Origin of the sequence: Exiguobacterium sp. s141 (genome assembly GCF_018618085.1) — a bacterium.
GTDB lineage: Bacteria > Bacillota > Bacilli > Exiguobacteriales > Exiguobacteriaceae > Exiguobacterium > Exiguobacterium mexicanum_A.
The window spans coordinates 122,119-135,709 of record NZ_JACSLJ010000003.1; the positions used below are offsets into that span (position 1 = coordinate 122,119).

Annotated in this window: 12 protein-coding genes; 9 read left to right on the top strand and 3 right to left on the bottom strand. The window is 52.3% G+C overall.

Annotated elements, in window-relative coordinates:
• Positions 1–38: 38 nt before the first annotated feature.
• Complete coding sequence (locus tag KNP74_RS09060; protein ID WP_138860113.1) at positions 39–1,109, bottom strand: Fe(3+) ABC transporter substrate-binding protein; 1,071 nt, start codon at positions 1,107–1,109, stop codon at positions 39–41.
• 228 nt (positions 1,110–1,337) lie between these two features.
• Between KNP74_RS09060 and KNP74_RS09065 the strand changes: the two genes are divergently transcribed.
• The 7 genes from KNP74_RS09065 (at position 1,338) to KNP74_RS09095 (ending at position 8,921) form a co-directional block, all read left to right on the top strand.
• Positions 1,338–1,910, top strand: coding sequence for a TetR/AcrR family transcriptional regulator (locus KNP74_RS09065; protein ID WP_138860114.1), 573 nt, complete (start codon positions 1,338–1,340; stop codon positions 1,908–1,910).
• Between the two features lie 24 nt (positions 1,911–1,934).
• Positions 1,935–5,078, top strand: coding sequence for an efflux RND transporter permease subunit (locus KNP74_RS09070; RefSeq protein WP_214764085.1), 3,144 nt, complete (start codon positions 1,935–1,937; stop codon positions 5,076–5,078).
• 202 nt (positions 5,079–5,280) lie between these two features.
• Positions 5,281–5,637: a CidA/LrgA family protein gene (locus tag KNP74_RS09075; protein WP_034780640.1), complete on the top strand. Its 357-nt coding sequence runs from the start codon at positions 5,281–5,283 to the stop codon at positions 5,635–5,637.
• On the top strand, positions 5,634–6,308 hold the full coding sequence (locus KNP74_RS09080; RefSeq protein ID WP_138860118.1) for an LrgB family protein: 675 nt from the start codon (positions 5,634–5,636) through the stop codon (positions 6,306–6,308). The genes KNP74_RS09075 and KNP74_RS09080 overlap by 4 nt, the downstream gene beginning before the upstream one ends.
• A 147-nt stretch (positions 6,309–6,455) precedes the next feature.
• Complete coding sequence (gene pepT, locus KNP74_RS09085) at positions 6,456–7,694, top strand: peptidase T (protein WP_138860119.1); 1,239 nt, start codon at positions 6,456–6,458, stop codon at positions 7,692–7,694.
• A 55-nt stretch (positions 7,695–7,749) separates the two neighbouring features.
• Positions 7,750–8,196 carry an OsmC family protein gene (locus KNP74_RS09090; RefSeq protein ID WP_114164930.1) on the top strand — a complete coding sequence of 149 codons (447 nt, stop codon included), beginning with the start codon at positions 7,750–7,752 and terminating at the stop codon, positions 8,194–8,196.
• Positions 8,197–8,198: 2 nt separating this feature from the next.
• Positions 8,199–8,921 (top strand): DNA/RNA nuclease SfsA, encoded by a 723-nt coding sequence (locus tag KNP74_RS09095; protein WP_214710715.1) that lies wholly within the window; start codon positions 8,199–8,201, stop codon positions 8,919–8,921.
• A gap of 23 nt (positions 8,922–8,944) precedes the next feature.
• Here KNP74_RS09095 and KNP74_RS09100 read toward each other — a convergent pair whose 3' ends face one another.
• Positions 8,945–9,556 carry a stage II sporulation protein M gene (locus KNP74_RS09100; protein WP_214764086.1) on the bottom strand — a complete coding sequence of 204 codons (612 nt, stop codon included), beginning with the start codon at positions 9,554–9,556 and terminating at the stop codon, positions 8,945–8,947.
• Between the two features lie 132 nt (positions 9,557–9,688).
• On the opposite strand from KNP74_RS09100, the gene KNP74_RS09105 reads away from it, so the two are divergent.
• Entirely contained in the window at positions 9,689–11,314 is a 1,626-nt protein-coding gene (locus KNP74_RS09105; RefSeq protein ID WP_034780623.1) for an ABC-F family ATP-binding cassette domain-containing protein, read from the top strand.
• A gap of 34 nt (positions 11,315–11,348) precedes the next feature.
• Here KNP74_RS09105 and KNP74_RS09110 read toward each other — a convergent pair whose 3' ends face one another.
• Positions 11,349–12,104 (bottom strand): FixH family protein, encoded by a 756-nt coding sequence (locus tag KNP74_RS09110; RefSeq protein ID WP_214764087.1) that lies wholly within the window; start codon positions 12,102–12,104, stop codon positions 11,349–11,351.
• A gap of 278 nt (positions 12,105–12,382) precedes the next feature.
• On the opposite strand from KNP74_RS09110, the gene KNP74_RS09115 reads away from it, so the two are divergent.
• Entirely contained in the window at positions 12,383–13,576 is a 1,194-nt protein-coding gene (locus tag KNP74_RS09115) for a LysM peptidoglycan-binding domain-containing protein (protein WP_214764088.1), read from the top strand.
• Positions 13,577–13,591: the final 15 nt, after the last annotated feature.

Sequence of the window (13,591 nt, forward strand, 5' to 3'; positions counted from 1 at the left end):
AATCTTCGGCCTGAACGTCTGTTCAAGCCGAAGTCTTCTTATTTCCAGCCCGCTTCGTTGAAGACGCGGATGGCTTCTTGCTGGTTTTCACCGAGGACAGACAAGTTGATGTCCTGCTCTTTGAACTCACCCCATGATTTAAGGAGTTCGTTCGGTTCAACCGATTCATTTACTGGATACTCGTAGTTTACGCTCGCGAACTGCTCTTGTGCCGACGGATCAGACATGAACTCCATGAGCTTCTTCGCGTTCTCCGAGTTCTTCGAGGCTTTCGTCATCGCGATTCCTGAGATGTTCACGTGTGTCCCCGTCGTATCTTGGTTCGGGAAGAAGACGCCAAGTTGTTCAGCGACTTTCTTCTCTTCCGCATCTTCCGAATTCAACATGAGACCCATGTAGTAGGTGTTCATAATGGCGACATCACCTTCACCGGCCACGACTGCTTTCGCTTGGTCACGGTCGTTCCCTTGTGGGTCGCGTGCAAAGTTGTTGACCATGCCTTTCGCCCACTCTTTTGCCTGGTCGACACCGTTCACTTCGATGAATGAGGCGAGGAGCGAGATGTTGTACATGTTCTCAGACGGACGGACGAGTACTTTGCCGTTCCACTGTTCTTCTGTGAGTGCTTCATACGTTGACAAGTCTTCTGGTTTCACGCGGTCTTTCGCATAGACGATGACACGCGCCCGTTTCGTGAGACCGAACCATTCTTTATCTGTGTCACGATATTTCTCTGGGACGTTCGACTCAAGCACGTCGCTATCGACCGCTTGCAGGTGTCCCGCTTCTTTCGCTTGATACAAGTTCCCTGCATCCGCTGTGATGAAGAGATCGGCTTCCGTGTTATCGCCTTCTGTGTTCAAACGCTCGAGCAACTCATCGCTCTTCCCTTCGACGACGTTGACTTTCACGCCTGTCTCTTCTTCGAACTGCTTGTAAAGCTCTTTATCGACATCATAGTGACGGCTCGAGTAAACATTAACGACTTTTGACTCTTCTGCTGTCTCGTTGTCGCTTGAAGTCGTCGTTTCTTCTGTGCTGGCGCAAGCCGCAAGAAGCGATGTTGTGAGCGCAGCCGAAAGGCCAAGTGCCATGTACTTTTTGTTCATTTCATAATCCCCCACTTATTCATCTCTATTATTGGTAATGATAATTACTCTCAGTTACTATCATCACTGATAATCATTCTCACGTCAACCTTTTTTTGAAATCGTTTACCGTAGTTATACGTATATAACTTAACAGTTTTGACCTTATCATTTCTTGACTTTAAAACGACTAGCCCTCTATAGTGAAAGAGAACAAACCGTCTGGTCGGTACAGAAAGGAGGCATGACATGACAAACCGATCAATGATCACGAAACAGAAATTGTTGGATGCCGCGACGGATATCATCATGGAGCATGGTGTGCATCATCTTACATTAGATGAAGTCGCCAAGACGGCTGGCGTCTCGAAAGGTGGTCTCCTGTATCATTATCCATCCAAAGAAGCGCTGTTGACCGCCATCGTCGAACGGCTCCAAACCGAGCAAAACGAGTTGTACGAGTCGCTTCAAGCGGACGGCAACGGTCCTGTCGAAGCGTTCGTCCGCCTATTTGACGAGACGAAACTCCATCCCGAGCGTTCACCGATTCAAATCGACGCCGAGAAGATGATTGCCTTCTTGACGCTGTTCGCTGTCGACCAAGAGTACGCCGAACGGTGGAAGCATGACCTCGACACGTTCTTCGCAGCGTTTCAACAGACGAGCGACCCCGTCGAGACGATGATCATCCGTTATGCACTCGAAGGCATGATGATGTCCGAGCACTTCAACGTCGGCGTCGCCCCCCCTGCCTTGAAGCACGACATTATCGCTCGCTTGATCGAGCGAGCCCGGCATATCGATGCGGGTAAAACAGACTAAACCATCAGAGGAGAAATGAACCCCATGCAGAAAATCACGTCCTTCTCCGTCAACAACAAGTTCGCAGTCTGGTTGATGACGATCATCTTGACAGCCGCCGGAATTTTCGCCGGCTTGACGATGAAACTAGAAACATTGCCTGACATCACGACACCGACCGTCTCGGTGACGACGATTTATCCAGGAGCCTCACCTGAACAAGTGCTCGATGAAGTGAGCACCGTGCTCGAAGAGCGCTTGAAGAGCTTGAACGGTGTCGAACAAGTTCGTTCGTCTTCGTTCCAGAACGCTTCAAACATTCAAATTGATTACGACTTCAGCACCGACATGGAAGAGGCTGAACAACTCGTCAAAGACGCGCTCAGCAACGTCGAGTTGCCTGAAGCCGTTCAAGACCCGCAAGTGTCGCGTCTCAGCTTTGACGCGTTCCCGGTCATCGGGGCAGCCGTCTCGGATGAGAGTCTCGATTTGGCTGAATTGACGAAATTGGTTGAAGATGAGTTACAACCAGCGCTTGAAGGTGTCGAAGGCGCTCAGACCGTGCAAATCGCCGGACAAGAGATTCGTCGCGTCGAGCTTCAGTTCGACGAGGAGGCACTTGCCGAATACAACTTGACGGAAGACACGGTCAAACAGTTGATTCAAGCGAACGATGCCCGCATCGCGCTCGGCTTGTATGAACTCGGTGATACGGAACAAGCCGTCGTCATCGACGGGAAGTCAGAGACGCTCGAGGCGTTCCGCGACCTCCAAATCCCGTACTCACCCGCACAAACGGAACAGCCGGTGCCAGGTGCGCCAACAGAACTTCCGACTGGCGAGACTCCACAAGTCCCGACTGAAGTGCCAGGTGCCGTGCCACCAGCCAACATCCCGACGACTGTCCCGACCGTCGCCTTGAGCGAACTCGCGACGATTGAAGACCGCGGGATCGAGGAATCGATTTCACGGTCGAACGGGGAACGTTCCATCGGGATTCAAGTGACGAAAACACAAGATGCGAACACCGTCGACGTCGTCAACGCCGTCAAAGACGTGCTCGCCGACTTCGAAGCCGACTATGACACGGCCAAAGTATCGGTCACGCTCGACCAAGGTCAACCGATTGAAGAATCGGTCGAGACGATGGTCTCGAAAGCGTTGCTCGGTGGCTTGTTCGCCATCTTGATCATTCTCGTGTTCCTTCGTAACTTCCGCTCGACGATTATTGCGGTCATCTCGATTCCGCTCTCGCTCCTTATGGCATTGATCGTCTTGAAACAGCTCGACATCACGCTTAACATCATGACGCTCGGCGCGATGACCGTCGCCATCGGACGCGTCGTCGACGACTCCATCGTCGTCATTGAGAACATTTACCGCCGCCTCACCCGTCCGAACGAAACGTTGCGAGGCAAAGAACTGATTATCGCCTCGACGAAAGAAGTGTTCATTCCGATCGCGTCGTCGACGATCGTCACAATCGCTGTCTTCTTGCCGCTCGGGTTCGTCACTGGCTTCGTCGGTGAGCTGTTCTTACCGTTCGCCTTGACCGTCGTCTTCGCCTTGCTCGCGTCATTACTCGTCGCGATCACGGTCGTACCGATGATGGCCGACTCGTTCTTTAAGAACCGCGATAAATTGAAACCAGAAGAAGGACCAGGGAAGCTCGCGCAATGGTATCGTGGTGTCCTCAACTGGTCGCTCAACCATAAACTCGTCGTCTTCGGTCTCGCGACAGCACTCTTAATCGGAAGTTTCGCCCTCGTCCCAGCCATCGGGGTCAACTTCTTGAACCAAGAGTCGGAGAAGACGCTTTACGTCACGTTCGACCCAGAACCGGGCCAAACACTTGACGATTCGATTGCGGCAGCTGAAATCGCCGAAACTTATTTCATGGAAGAGCAAGCAGACGCGACCGACGTCCAATTCACGGTCGGTGGCGAGAACCCGCTCAACCCGGGGAACAACAAACAAGGGATTTTCATCGTCCAGTATGACCCGGACACAGAAGATTTCGCTGACGTCAAAATCGCTGACGTCGAACGCTTGAACGAACTCGCTACAGGCGGGGAATGGAAAGAGCAAGACTTCGCCGGCGGCGCCGGCACGAGTGGCGTGACGTACAACGTCTATGCCAACTCGCTCGAAGATCTAGAAGCCATCGTCCCGACATTCATCGAGACGATTGAAGAAGAGACGGATTACGTCCGTCAAGCGACGTCCGATCTTCGCGAATCTTACGTGCAGTACACGTTCAACGTCGACCAGCAAGCTACTGCTGAGGCAGGCGTCTCGGCCGCTCAGCTCGCCCAGACGATTGGACAGTTCCAAGCGCAAGAAAGCCCGCTTTCGACCGTGACGATCGATGACAAGCAACTCGATGTCATCATCCCGACAGAACAAGTCACGTACGACAGCATCGAAGAGTTGCAAGAACAAGAAGTGACGACGCCGTTCGGCCCTCGGCCAATCTCGGACTTCATCGAAGTCGAGGAAGGTACGACACCGGATACGCTCGTCCAACGCGACGGGAAGCTCCTCGCTCGCGTCAACGTCGAGCTCAGCACGGACAAAGCGACGGAAGCTTCGGCTGCTATCGAAGAACGTGTGTCTGACATCGAGCTCCCGACTGGTGTCTCGTATGACGTCGGTGGGGTCACTGAACAGATTCAAGAATCGTTCACCCAGCTCGGTCTCGCCATGCTCGCGGCCGTCGCCATCGTCTACTTGGTGCTTGTTATCACGTTCGGTGGTGCTGTCACGCCGTTCGTCGTCCTATTCTCGCTCCCTTACGCGATTATCGGGGGACTTGTCGCTCTCCTCATTACAGGCGAGACGATCTCGGTATCTGCCTTGATTGGAGCGCTCATGTTGATTGGGATCGTTGTCACGAACGCCATCGTCTTGATTGACCGTGTTATTCATAAAGAAGAAGCTGGTCTCTCGACGCGTGATGCCTTGCTCGAGGCAGCCGGTACGCGCCTCCGTCCAATCCTCATGACGGCACTCGCGACGATTGGTGCCCTCGCACCGCTCGCGCTCGGTCTTGAAGGTGGCGCTTTGATTTCGAAAGGTCTCGGTGTGACCGTCATCGGTGGATTGACAAGTTCAACGCTATTGACGCTCCTCATCGTTCCAATCGTGTATGAGTTCTTCGCACGGTTCCGTAAGAAAAAAGAAGCGTAATTCAAAAGAGAGTCGCCCGCACAGGGTCGACTCTCTTTTCGATTCGGTCATTTTTGATGTGTTCCACACCTCTTTCCGTACTTTTATAAAACCTCTTTGGAGAGAAGAACTTCACTTTTTGATGATTGCCTAACCTTGACCTGTACAAATAAATCTGAGAAAATTCTTACGTTTTGAACGTATTCGCGAAGGGATGGTATACATGCAACTCTTTATCAAATGGATGATCGGCCTTTCGCTCTTATTCGGGTTAAGCGCGCTCGGCAATTGGATCGTCGCCACTTTAGAATGGAAAGTGCCTGGGAACGTCGTCGGGATGATGCTGTTGTTGATATTACTTATGACAAAAATCATCCGAGTCGAATGGATCGAGGACAGTGCCGGCTTCCTCACGAAACATCTCGCTTTCTTCTTCATCCCGATTGCGGTCGGTCTCATGTCTTATAGTAATCTATTAAAAGCAGAAGGGATCCCGCTCTTTCTCGCCTTGATGATCAGTCTAAGTGTGGGGCTCATCGTGACCGCCATCATCTCCGGAAGACGAGGTGAAGCGTCATGACATTATTTTGGGTACTCGTCACAGTTGGTGTCTATCTCATCAGCCGAAAACTATCATTTAAATGGGCGTCTCCGTTCACGAACGTCGTCTTCTTGAGCACAACTATTTTGATTGTGATCCTCCTTCTCTTTGAACAACCGTACGACGTGTATGAACCGGCCAAAGATTTGATCACGATTTTACTCGGCCCGGCGACCGTCGCCCTCGGTCTGCCGTTGTACCGCAACTTGCCGACGCTACTCGCACGCGCGAGACGTGCCCTCAGTGCAATCGTTGCCGGTACCGTCTCGACGATTATCGTCGCAGTCATGATTGGAACGGCGCTCAAACTGACGGACCAAGTGCTCATCGGGCTAGCGGTCAAATCCGTCACTGCTCCGATTGCACTCGAACTGGCAAAACAGCTCCAAGGAGACGCGGCGCTTGCTGCCTCCATCACTGTCGCCTGTGGCATACTCGGTGCCATGTTCGGTCCGCTAATGTTGTCGCTTTTCAAAGTGACTGATCCGTTCACGCGAGGACTCGCACTCGGAACGATCAGCCACGGCATCGGCACGGCTCAAGCCGCGACAGAACATCCGCTCTCAGGGGCCACCGGGGGCGCGGCGATGGGCCTGTCCGCCATCTTCACGTCGTTTTTGTTGCCGTTTCTCCTGCCGTTCCTTCTTTAAAAAAGGCCAGCACCCTTGTTTCATACAAATTGAGTAAAAGTAGAGGCCTTAGCGCCTCTCTTTTTATTTTCAAACAATTTCGATACTTCTCAAAACCGGCTCTCATGCTACACTAAACGAGAACAGATTGATTAGAGGAGGCAGACCATGCAATCGAAATTAATTGAACGTTTAATCACGTATGCAAAAATTGATACACAGTCCGACTTCACGAGTGAGACGACACCGTCGACGGCGAAACAATGGGATTTGATTCGCCATCTCGAGGCTGAGTTAAAAGCGATTGGACTCGAGGACGTCGAGACGGATGACTATGGCTACTTGTTCGCCACCCTTCCGAGTAACGTCGACCATGACGTACCGACGATCGGCCTGCTCGCCCACGTCGATACGGCGACCGACTTCACCGGGACGAACGTCAACCCGCAACTCGTCGCACATTACGAGGGCGGCGATATCGTCTTGAACGAGGCGCTCCAAGTCATCTTGTCGCCGCGTGACTTCCCGGAGCTCGATGGCTACGTTGGACATACACTCATCACGACAGACGGCACGACGCTGCTCGGTGCCGACGACAAAGCCGGCATGGCCGAGATCGTCACCGCGGTCGAATACTTATTGGCCCATCCGGAAATCCCGCATGGCCCGGTGCGAATCGCCTTCACACCGGACGAAGAGATTGGCCGCGGACCACATAAGTTCGACGTCGCCCGCTTCAACGCCGATTTCGCCTATACGATGGACGGCGGCCCGCTCGGTGAACTGCAATACGAGAGCTTCAACGCTGCCGGCGCCACGGTCACGTTCCATGGGACGAACGTGCACCCGGGCAGTGCCAAAAACAAGATGGTCAACTCGATGAAGTTGGCGATGGCGTTCCACAACCGCCTTCCGGCTGATGAAGCCCCAGAGCATACGAGCGACTATGAAGGCTTCTTCCATCTGAACGGCTTCTCTGGCGACGTGGAGACGACGACGCTGCAATACATCATCCGCGACCACGACCGCACGAAGTTCGAGGCGCGCAAAGCGTTGCTTGAAAAGCTCGTCGTCGAATGGAAACAGAAGTACGGCGAAGCACGCGTTGACTTAAAAATGGACGACCAATATTACAACATGGCCGAGAAAATCGAGCCGGTGAAACACATCGTCGACACCGTCGCCGACGTCATGCGCGAACTTGGCATCGAACCGAAAATCGAACCGATTCGCGGTGGGACGGACGGTTCGCAACTGTCGTATATGGGACTCCCGACCCCGAACATCTTCACGGGCGGCGAGAACTATCACGGCAAGTTCGAGTACGTCTCCGTCAACAACATGGAAAAAGCGACCCACGTCATCATCCAGACGCTCCGTACGTTCGCTGAACGCGCGCGAGCATAACACATGCGCCTCCAATCGTTCTCTTCTAGAATAGAGACATTGGAGGCGATTTTTTATGAAGCATACGTTTCAAATGAACCTCGACTGGACCGGCGGACGCAACGACGTCGGAACGATCGAGGCCGAACGGTTAAAGACACAGATATCGATTCCCCCGGAAATGGACGGACCGGGCATCGGGACGAACCCGGATGAGATGTTGCTCGGTGCTGCGGCGACCTGCTATATCATCACACTTGCGGCTATGCTCGGGCGAAGCGAACTGCCTCATCAAGGCATCACGATTGACGCCGAAGGCATCGTCGACGTGACGAACGGTGTCTTCACGTATGAGACGATTCGCTACACGACACGAATCAACGTTCCAAAAACGGCCACAGATCGCGATATCACGCTCGTCGAACGAATCGCCAAAAAAGCGAAGGATGGCTGTATGATTTCACGCGCCTTGGCCGGCAACGTCGCGTTCGAACTCGACACGACGGTCACGCGCGTCGTCTGACGATGTATCGCTTTGTATCTCCCCTGCAGGAAGGGGTCATCCTGAAACGCCGCAATCGGTTCGTGATGGACGTATTGCTCGGCGACACTGTCGTCGCCTGCCACTGTCCGGTCACCGGTCGCATTGGCGACCTCGTCTTCGACGGGGTGCCTTGCCTCGTCTCAGCGACGGACGACCCGCGACGGAACACCGCCTTCACAGTGGAGGCCATCTCGATCGACGCGGACCGACAATGGATTGGAATTCATCAAGGCCGCGTCAACGATTTCGTCGAACATTGGTTGCGGACGAACGTGATTTCAGCTTTTCCTTCTCCGAAACATGTGGAACGAGAGAAAGTCGTCGATGCGTCACGAATCGACTTTAAAGTCGATGGCACTTATATCGAAGTGAAAGCACCTCTAGCCGAGTTGTTCGTAACGCCTCTCCCCCGCTTTGAACGGCGTGCGGTGACGAGACCGATCGAGACCGAACGGTTGATTCGACATCTCGAGACACTCATTGCGACGTTGCCGAAAACGGGTCGGGCCGTCTTGCTGTATGTTTTCTTATATGATGCGCCCATCTTCACCGGCAACCCGAATCGGAAACACGACTTACGAATTCGGCAGCTGATTCGCGACGCAATCGCGGACGGACTTGAAATCTGGCAAGTGAATGGCGATGTGTCTACGGAAGGGATTCGTTTAACCCACTGTGTCGAGACGACGCCTCATTTCAAGTAAAAAAGCCATCAGCGATGGCTTTTTTACTGTAATAACAGTGGGGTCACGTACGCCTCGATGATCGCAGAGATGACGAGGAGCGGTACCGCGACGACGAGGAATGTCTTCACGCCTGCCACGAACAACGCCTTGAACGTGACGTCGGTCTTTTTCCCGCGTAGTTTTTTCCAGATGTAACGGTTGAGCGACAACCCCATCGCCGCTCCGAGCAAGATGGCCGAGATTTCGGTGATACCGTGGGGCAAGATGCCGAGCACGATGACCCGGATCACGGATTCGCCGGCAACCCCAACGAGCATGGCGACCAGGCCGATGACCGCGGCGTTGATGACGACGAACATATACGGGATGAAGAGCGGGATCATCCCGAGCAGGAAAGCGAGCAACGTGACGCGCGTATTGTTCACGAATAGGGCGATCATCGTCTCGCGTGCGCTCGAATCGAACGTCAATCCTTGCGATTCAAATGATTCGCCGAGCTGAGCTAAAATTTCATCCACTTGTTCAGGGGCGATGACGGCCCTGAATAGAAAATACGACCCGATGCTCGTCACGAGGAAGATGACCCAGAGCCGGAAGAAATCTCGGCTGTAGTAGTTTGACCACGCTTCTTTCAGCGAGAGCGTTGTTTTCATGGCTGATTCCCCCTTTTTTCTCTATACGAATCAGGCTGCTGTTTGTTTCATTTTTACCCACGACTGCGCGTTTTCAAAAAACGTGATACAATACACGTCGTAAACTAATCAGAAAAACGAGGGATCCTATACATGATTACAGTAAATAACGTAAGTCTCCAATTCGGTGGACGCAAGTTGTTCGAAGACGTGAACATCAAGTTCACACCAGGCAACTGCTACGGCTTGATCGGCGCGAACGGTGCCGGGAAGTCGACATTCTTAAAAATTCTTGCCGGCGAGCAAGAAACGACGACAGGTGACGTCAGCTTCTCACCTGGCGAACGCCTCGCCGTCCTCAAGCAGGACCATTATGCGTACGAAGATCAAGCGGTACTCGAGACGGTCATCATGGGCCACGAGCGTTTGTATCAAGTCATGAAAGAGAAAGACGCCATCTATATGAAGGAAGATTTCTCTGACGAAGATGGTATGCGCGCTGCTGAACTCGAAGGCGAATTCGCTGAGATGAACGGTTGGGAAGCCGAATCAGAAGCTGCCATGGTCCTTCAAGGACTAGGGATCACGGATGCATCACACCACAAGCTCATGAGCGAGCTCACAGGTGGCGAGAAAGTCAAAGTCCTCCTTGCTCAAGCATTGTTTGGCAAACCTGACATTCTTCTCCTCGATGAGCCGACGAACGGTCTTGACCTCAAAGCGATCCAATGGCTTGAAGAGTTCTTGATCAACTTCGAGAATACCGTCATCGTCGTATCCCACGACCGTCACTTCTTGAACAAAGTCTGTACGCACATGGCCGACCTTGATTTCGGGAAGATTCAATTGTACGTCGGGAACTACGACTTCTGGTACGAGTCGAGCCAACTCGCTTCGCGTATGGCCAACGACCAGAACAAGAAAAAAGAAGAGAAAATCAAAGAACTTCAAAACTTCATCGCCCGTTTCAGCTCGAACGCCTCGAAGGCGCGTCAAGCGACGTCGCGTAAGAAGTTGCTCGATAAAATCACGCTCGACGATATCCGTCCATCATCACGTCGCTATCCGTTCGTCGGTTTCTCAATGGAACGTGAAATCGGGAACGACGTGCTCTACGTCGACAACGTCTCGAAGACGATTGATGGCGTCAAAGTACTCGACAACGTCACGTTCTCACTCAACAAGACGGACAAAGTCGCATTCGTCGGCCGTTCGGACGTTGCCATTACGACTCTCTTCAAAATCATCATGGGCGAGATGGAACCGGACACGGGTACGGTCAAATGGGGCGTGACGACGACACAGTCGTACTTCCCGAAAGACAACTCGGAATACTTCGAAGGCTCGGATAAGAGCATCTTGGATTGGTTACGCCAGTTCTCACCAGCCGACGAGTCGGATACGTTCCTTCGCGGTTTCCTCGGTCGTATGCTCTTCTCAGGCGAAGAAGTCATGAAGAAAGCATCTGTCCTCTCAGGGGGAGAGAAAGTGCGTTGCATGCTCTCGAAAATGATGCTCTCGAACTCGAACGTCCTCGTCCTCGACGATCCGACGAACCACTTGGATCTCGAGTCGATCACAGCGCTCAACAACGGTCTCGAAACGTTCAAAGGCGTACTCCTCTTCAGCTCGCATGACCATCAGCTCATCTCGACGATTGCCACGCGCATCATCGAAGTGACGCCGAACGGGATTGTCGACAAAGAAGCGACGTACGACGAGTTCCTCGAGAACGAATCGCTTCAACAGCAAGTCGAGTCACTCTATCAGAACGCATAAGAAAAAAACGATCGGCCGCGGCCGATCGTTTTTTTTATTTGACCTCGACCGTCTCCATGATGTGTTCATGGATGTCGTGTCCTTTCGTCACATGGACTTGAACGTTGTATATGCCTGACTCTTTGAATGTATGCTCACCTGCATAGCTTCCGCCTTCCGTTTCATCAAGCTTCACCCACTCGTGCTTGTCCGCTCCGTCTTTGAACACTTCGAGTTGGACGTCCGCACCCGTCAACGCCTCATGCTCAATTTCGACGTTGACTGTGAACGGTTGGACTTCATTGGCGACAGCTTGAGTCGGATCAAGGACAATGTCTGCTCCCGCGTGGTTGTGATGGTCTTGCTCAGCTTCAGCCTCAGCCTCGGCCGCCGTCTCCGGATGGCCGACCGTAACGTTAGTCGTCGGCATCGTATGCATCGAACGGGCCGTCACATGGACTTGCACCGTGTAAACTGCTTCTTCGACAAACGTCGTCTCCGCCTCGTAGACTCCATCTTCTGTGAGCGACGCTTTCGTCATCTCACTCTCTTCCTTGGCGCCATTTTTCCAGACCTCGAACTTAATCTCGTCGGCATCATCGACCGCTTCACCGTCTTGTGTGACGCGAACCGCCAACGTGACCGTCTCGTCTTTGTCCGCCGTGGCCGGAACGTTTAATTCTGCTTCTACCGGTTCCATCGACTGCACCGTCTCCGTACCACTGGCCGTTTCATCGGCTCCGCACGCCCCAAGGACGAACAGACCGACGAGACCAAATGCCACCCCGAACCGTTTCATTGATTTGCTCATGTTGAATCCCCCTATTCAATCGCTTACATTCTTCACACATTGTTCATGATAGCACCCTTTTTTAGGAAATGTGTGAGGATTGTGTGATATTTGACACGTTTGTCACTCATAAAATGAACACAAATATTAAGAGTCATTATCCAAAAATTCCTTTCCCTATTTTTAGGGTTAGACGATGTTTACCATCAAAAGGGGGTATATAAAATATATACACAGCTCAATATATGGAAAGCCTTAACATCAAGATACATACACCCAAGAATGGAGGCGAAACCAAAATGAAGAGCAAGTTTGTACGTGTGTTGATGGCCTTGTTGATCATGTTGGCACCGTTAGTCGCTTATCCAAAATCGGCTGACGCCGCCGCTTCGAAATTCATCACGAGCGTGAACACGACGAGTAAAGTTGTCGCGTTGACGTTCGATGACGGGGCGGATGGTACGAATACGAATAAGATTTTGGACATACTTGCCAAGAACAACGTCAAAGCCACTTTCTTTTTGACTGGATCAGGCGCCAATAACCATCCTCAATACATTAAAAACATCGCAGCTAAAGGTCACCAACTCGGTAACCATTCATATACCCATCCAGACTTCACAAAGTTGACCGCCACGCAAATGAAATCAGAACTTGATCGGACGGAAGCGCTCATTAAATCGCTTACTGGCAAAACGACAAAACCAATCTTCCGGGCACCGTTCGGCGCCGTCAATAGCGCCGTGTTGAGCGGAGTCGGCGCTGCCGGCTACGGTTATACGATTCAATGGAACATCGATACCGTGGACTGGAAAGGAGTCACTGCTAGCCAAATCAATACGAAAGTACAGGCGAACATCAAATCAGGCTCAATCGTCTTGATGCACACCGGTGCCGGCGCTCCAGGTACACCACTCGCCTTGCCGACGATGATTGCCCAGTTGAAAGCGAAAGGCTACAAGTTCGTCACCGTCTCGCAATTGCTCGCTTACCAAAACACATCTACCAGCAAAACGTATACCGTCAAATCAGGCGATACCCTTTATAGCATCGCCCGAGCTTACAACGTCACAGTCGCTGCGCTCGCTGGGGCCAACAAAATTACAAACTACAGTCTCATCTATGTCGGACAAGTGCTCGTCATCCCGGGTACCACTGTAACTCCTCCACCTACGACGACCGTCAAGTATACGGTTAAATCGGGTGACACGCTCTATAAGATCGCCACTTTGTACAAAACGACCGTCGCTAAGATTGCAGCCGCCAACAATATTACGAACGTCAACTCCATCTATGTCGGACAAGTACTGATCATCCCAGGTACAACCGTCACACCACCGACGACTACGGTGAAATACACGGTAAAATCAGGGGATACGCTCTACAAGATTGCGACGATGTATAACACGACTGTCGCTAAGATTGCAGCCGCCAACAATATTACGAACGTCAGCTTGATTAGCGTCGGGCAAGTGCTTACAATCCCACGCTAACCAAAAAAGTGTCCT

Coding starts and splice junctions, on each gene's coding strand:
- KNP74_RS09060 (WP_138860113.1), bottom strand. CDS start 1,109: ATGAACAAAAAGTACATGGCACTTGGCCTTTCGGCTGCGCTCACAACA.
- KNP74_RS09065 (WP_138860114.1), top strand. CDS start 1,338: ATGACAAACCGATCAATGATCACGAAACAGAAATTGTTGGATGCCGCG.
- KNP74_RS09070 (WP_214764085.1), top strand. CDS start 1,935: ATGCAGAAAATCACGTCCTTCTCCGTCAACAACAAGTTCGCAGTCTGG.
- KNP74_RS09075 (WP_034780640.1), top strand. CDS start 5,281: ATGCAACTCTTTATCAAATGGATGATCGGCCTTTCGCTCTTATTCGGG.
- KNP74_RS09080 (WP_138860118.1), top strand. CDS start 5,634: ATGACATTATTTTGGGTACTCGTCACAGTTGGTGTCTATCTCATCAGC.
- pepT (WP_138860119.1), top strand. CDS start 6,456: ATGCAATCGAAATTAATTGAACGTTTAATCACGTATGCAAAAATTGAT.
- KNP74_RS09090 (WP_114164930.1), top strand. CDS start 7,750: ATGAAGCATACGTTTCAAATGAACCTCGACTGGACCGGCGGACGCAAC.
- KNP74_RS09095 (WP_214710715.1), top strand. CDS start 8,199: ATGTATCGCTTTGTATCTCCCCTGCAGGAAGGGGTCATCCTGAAACGC.
- KNP74_RS09100 (WP_214764086.1), bottom strand. CDS start 9,556: ATGAAAACAACGCTCTCGCTGAAAGAAGCGTGGTCAAACTACTACAGC.
- KNP74_RS09105 (WP_034780623.1), top strand. CDS start 9,689: ATGATTACAGTAAATAACGTAAGTCTCCAATTCGGTGGACGCAAGTTG.
- KNP74_RS09110 (WP_214764087.1), bottom strand. CDS start 12,104: ATGAGCAAATCAATGAAACGGTTCGGGGTGGCATTTGGTCTCGTCGGT.
- KNP74_RS09115 (WP_214764088.1), top strand. CDS start 12,383: ATGAAGAGCAAGTTTGTACGTGTGTTGATGGCCTTGTTGATCATGTTG.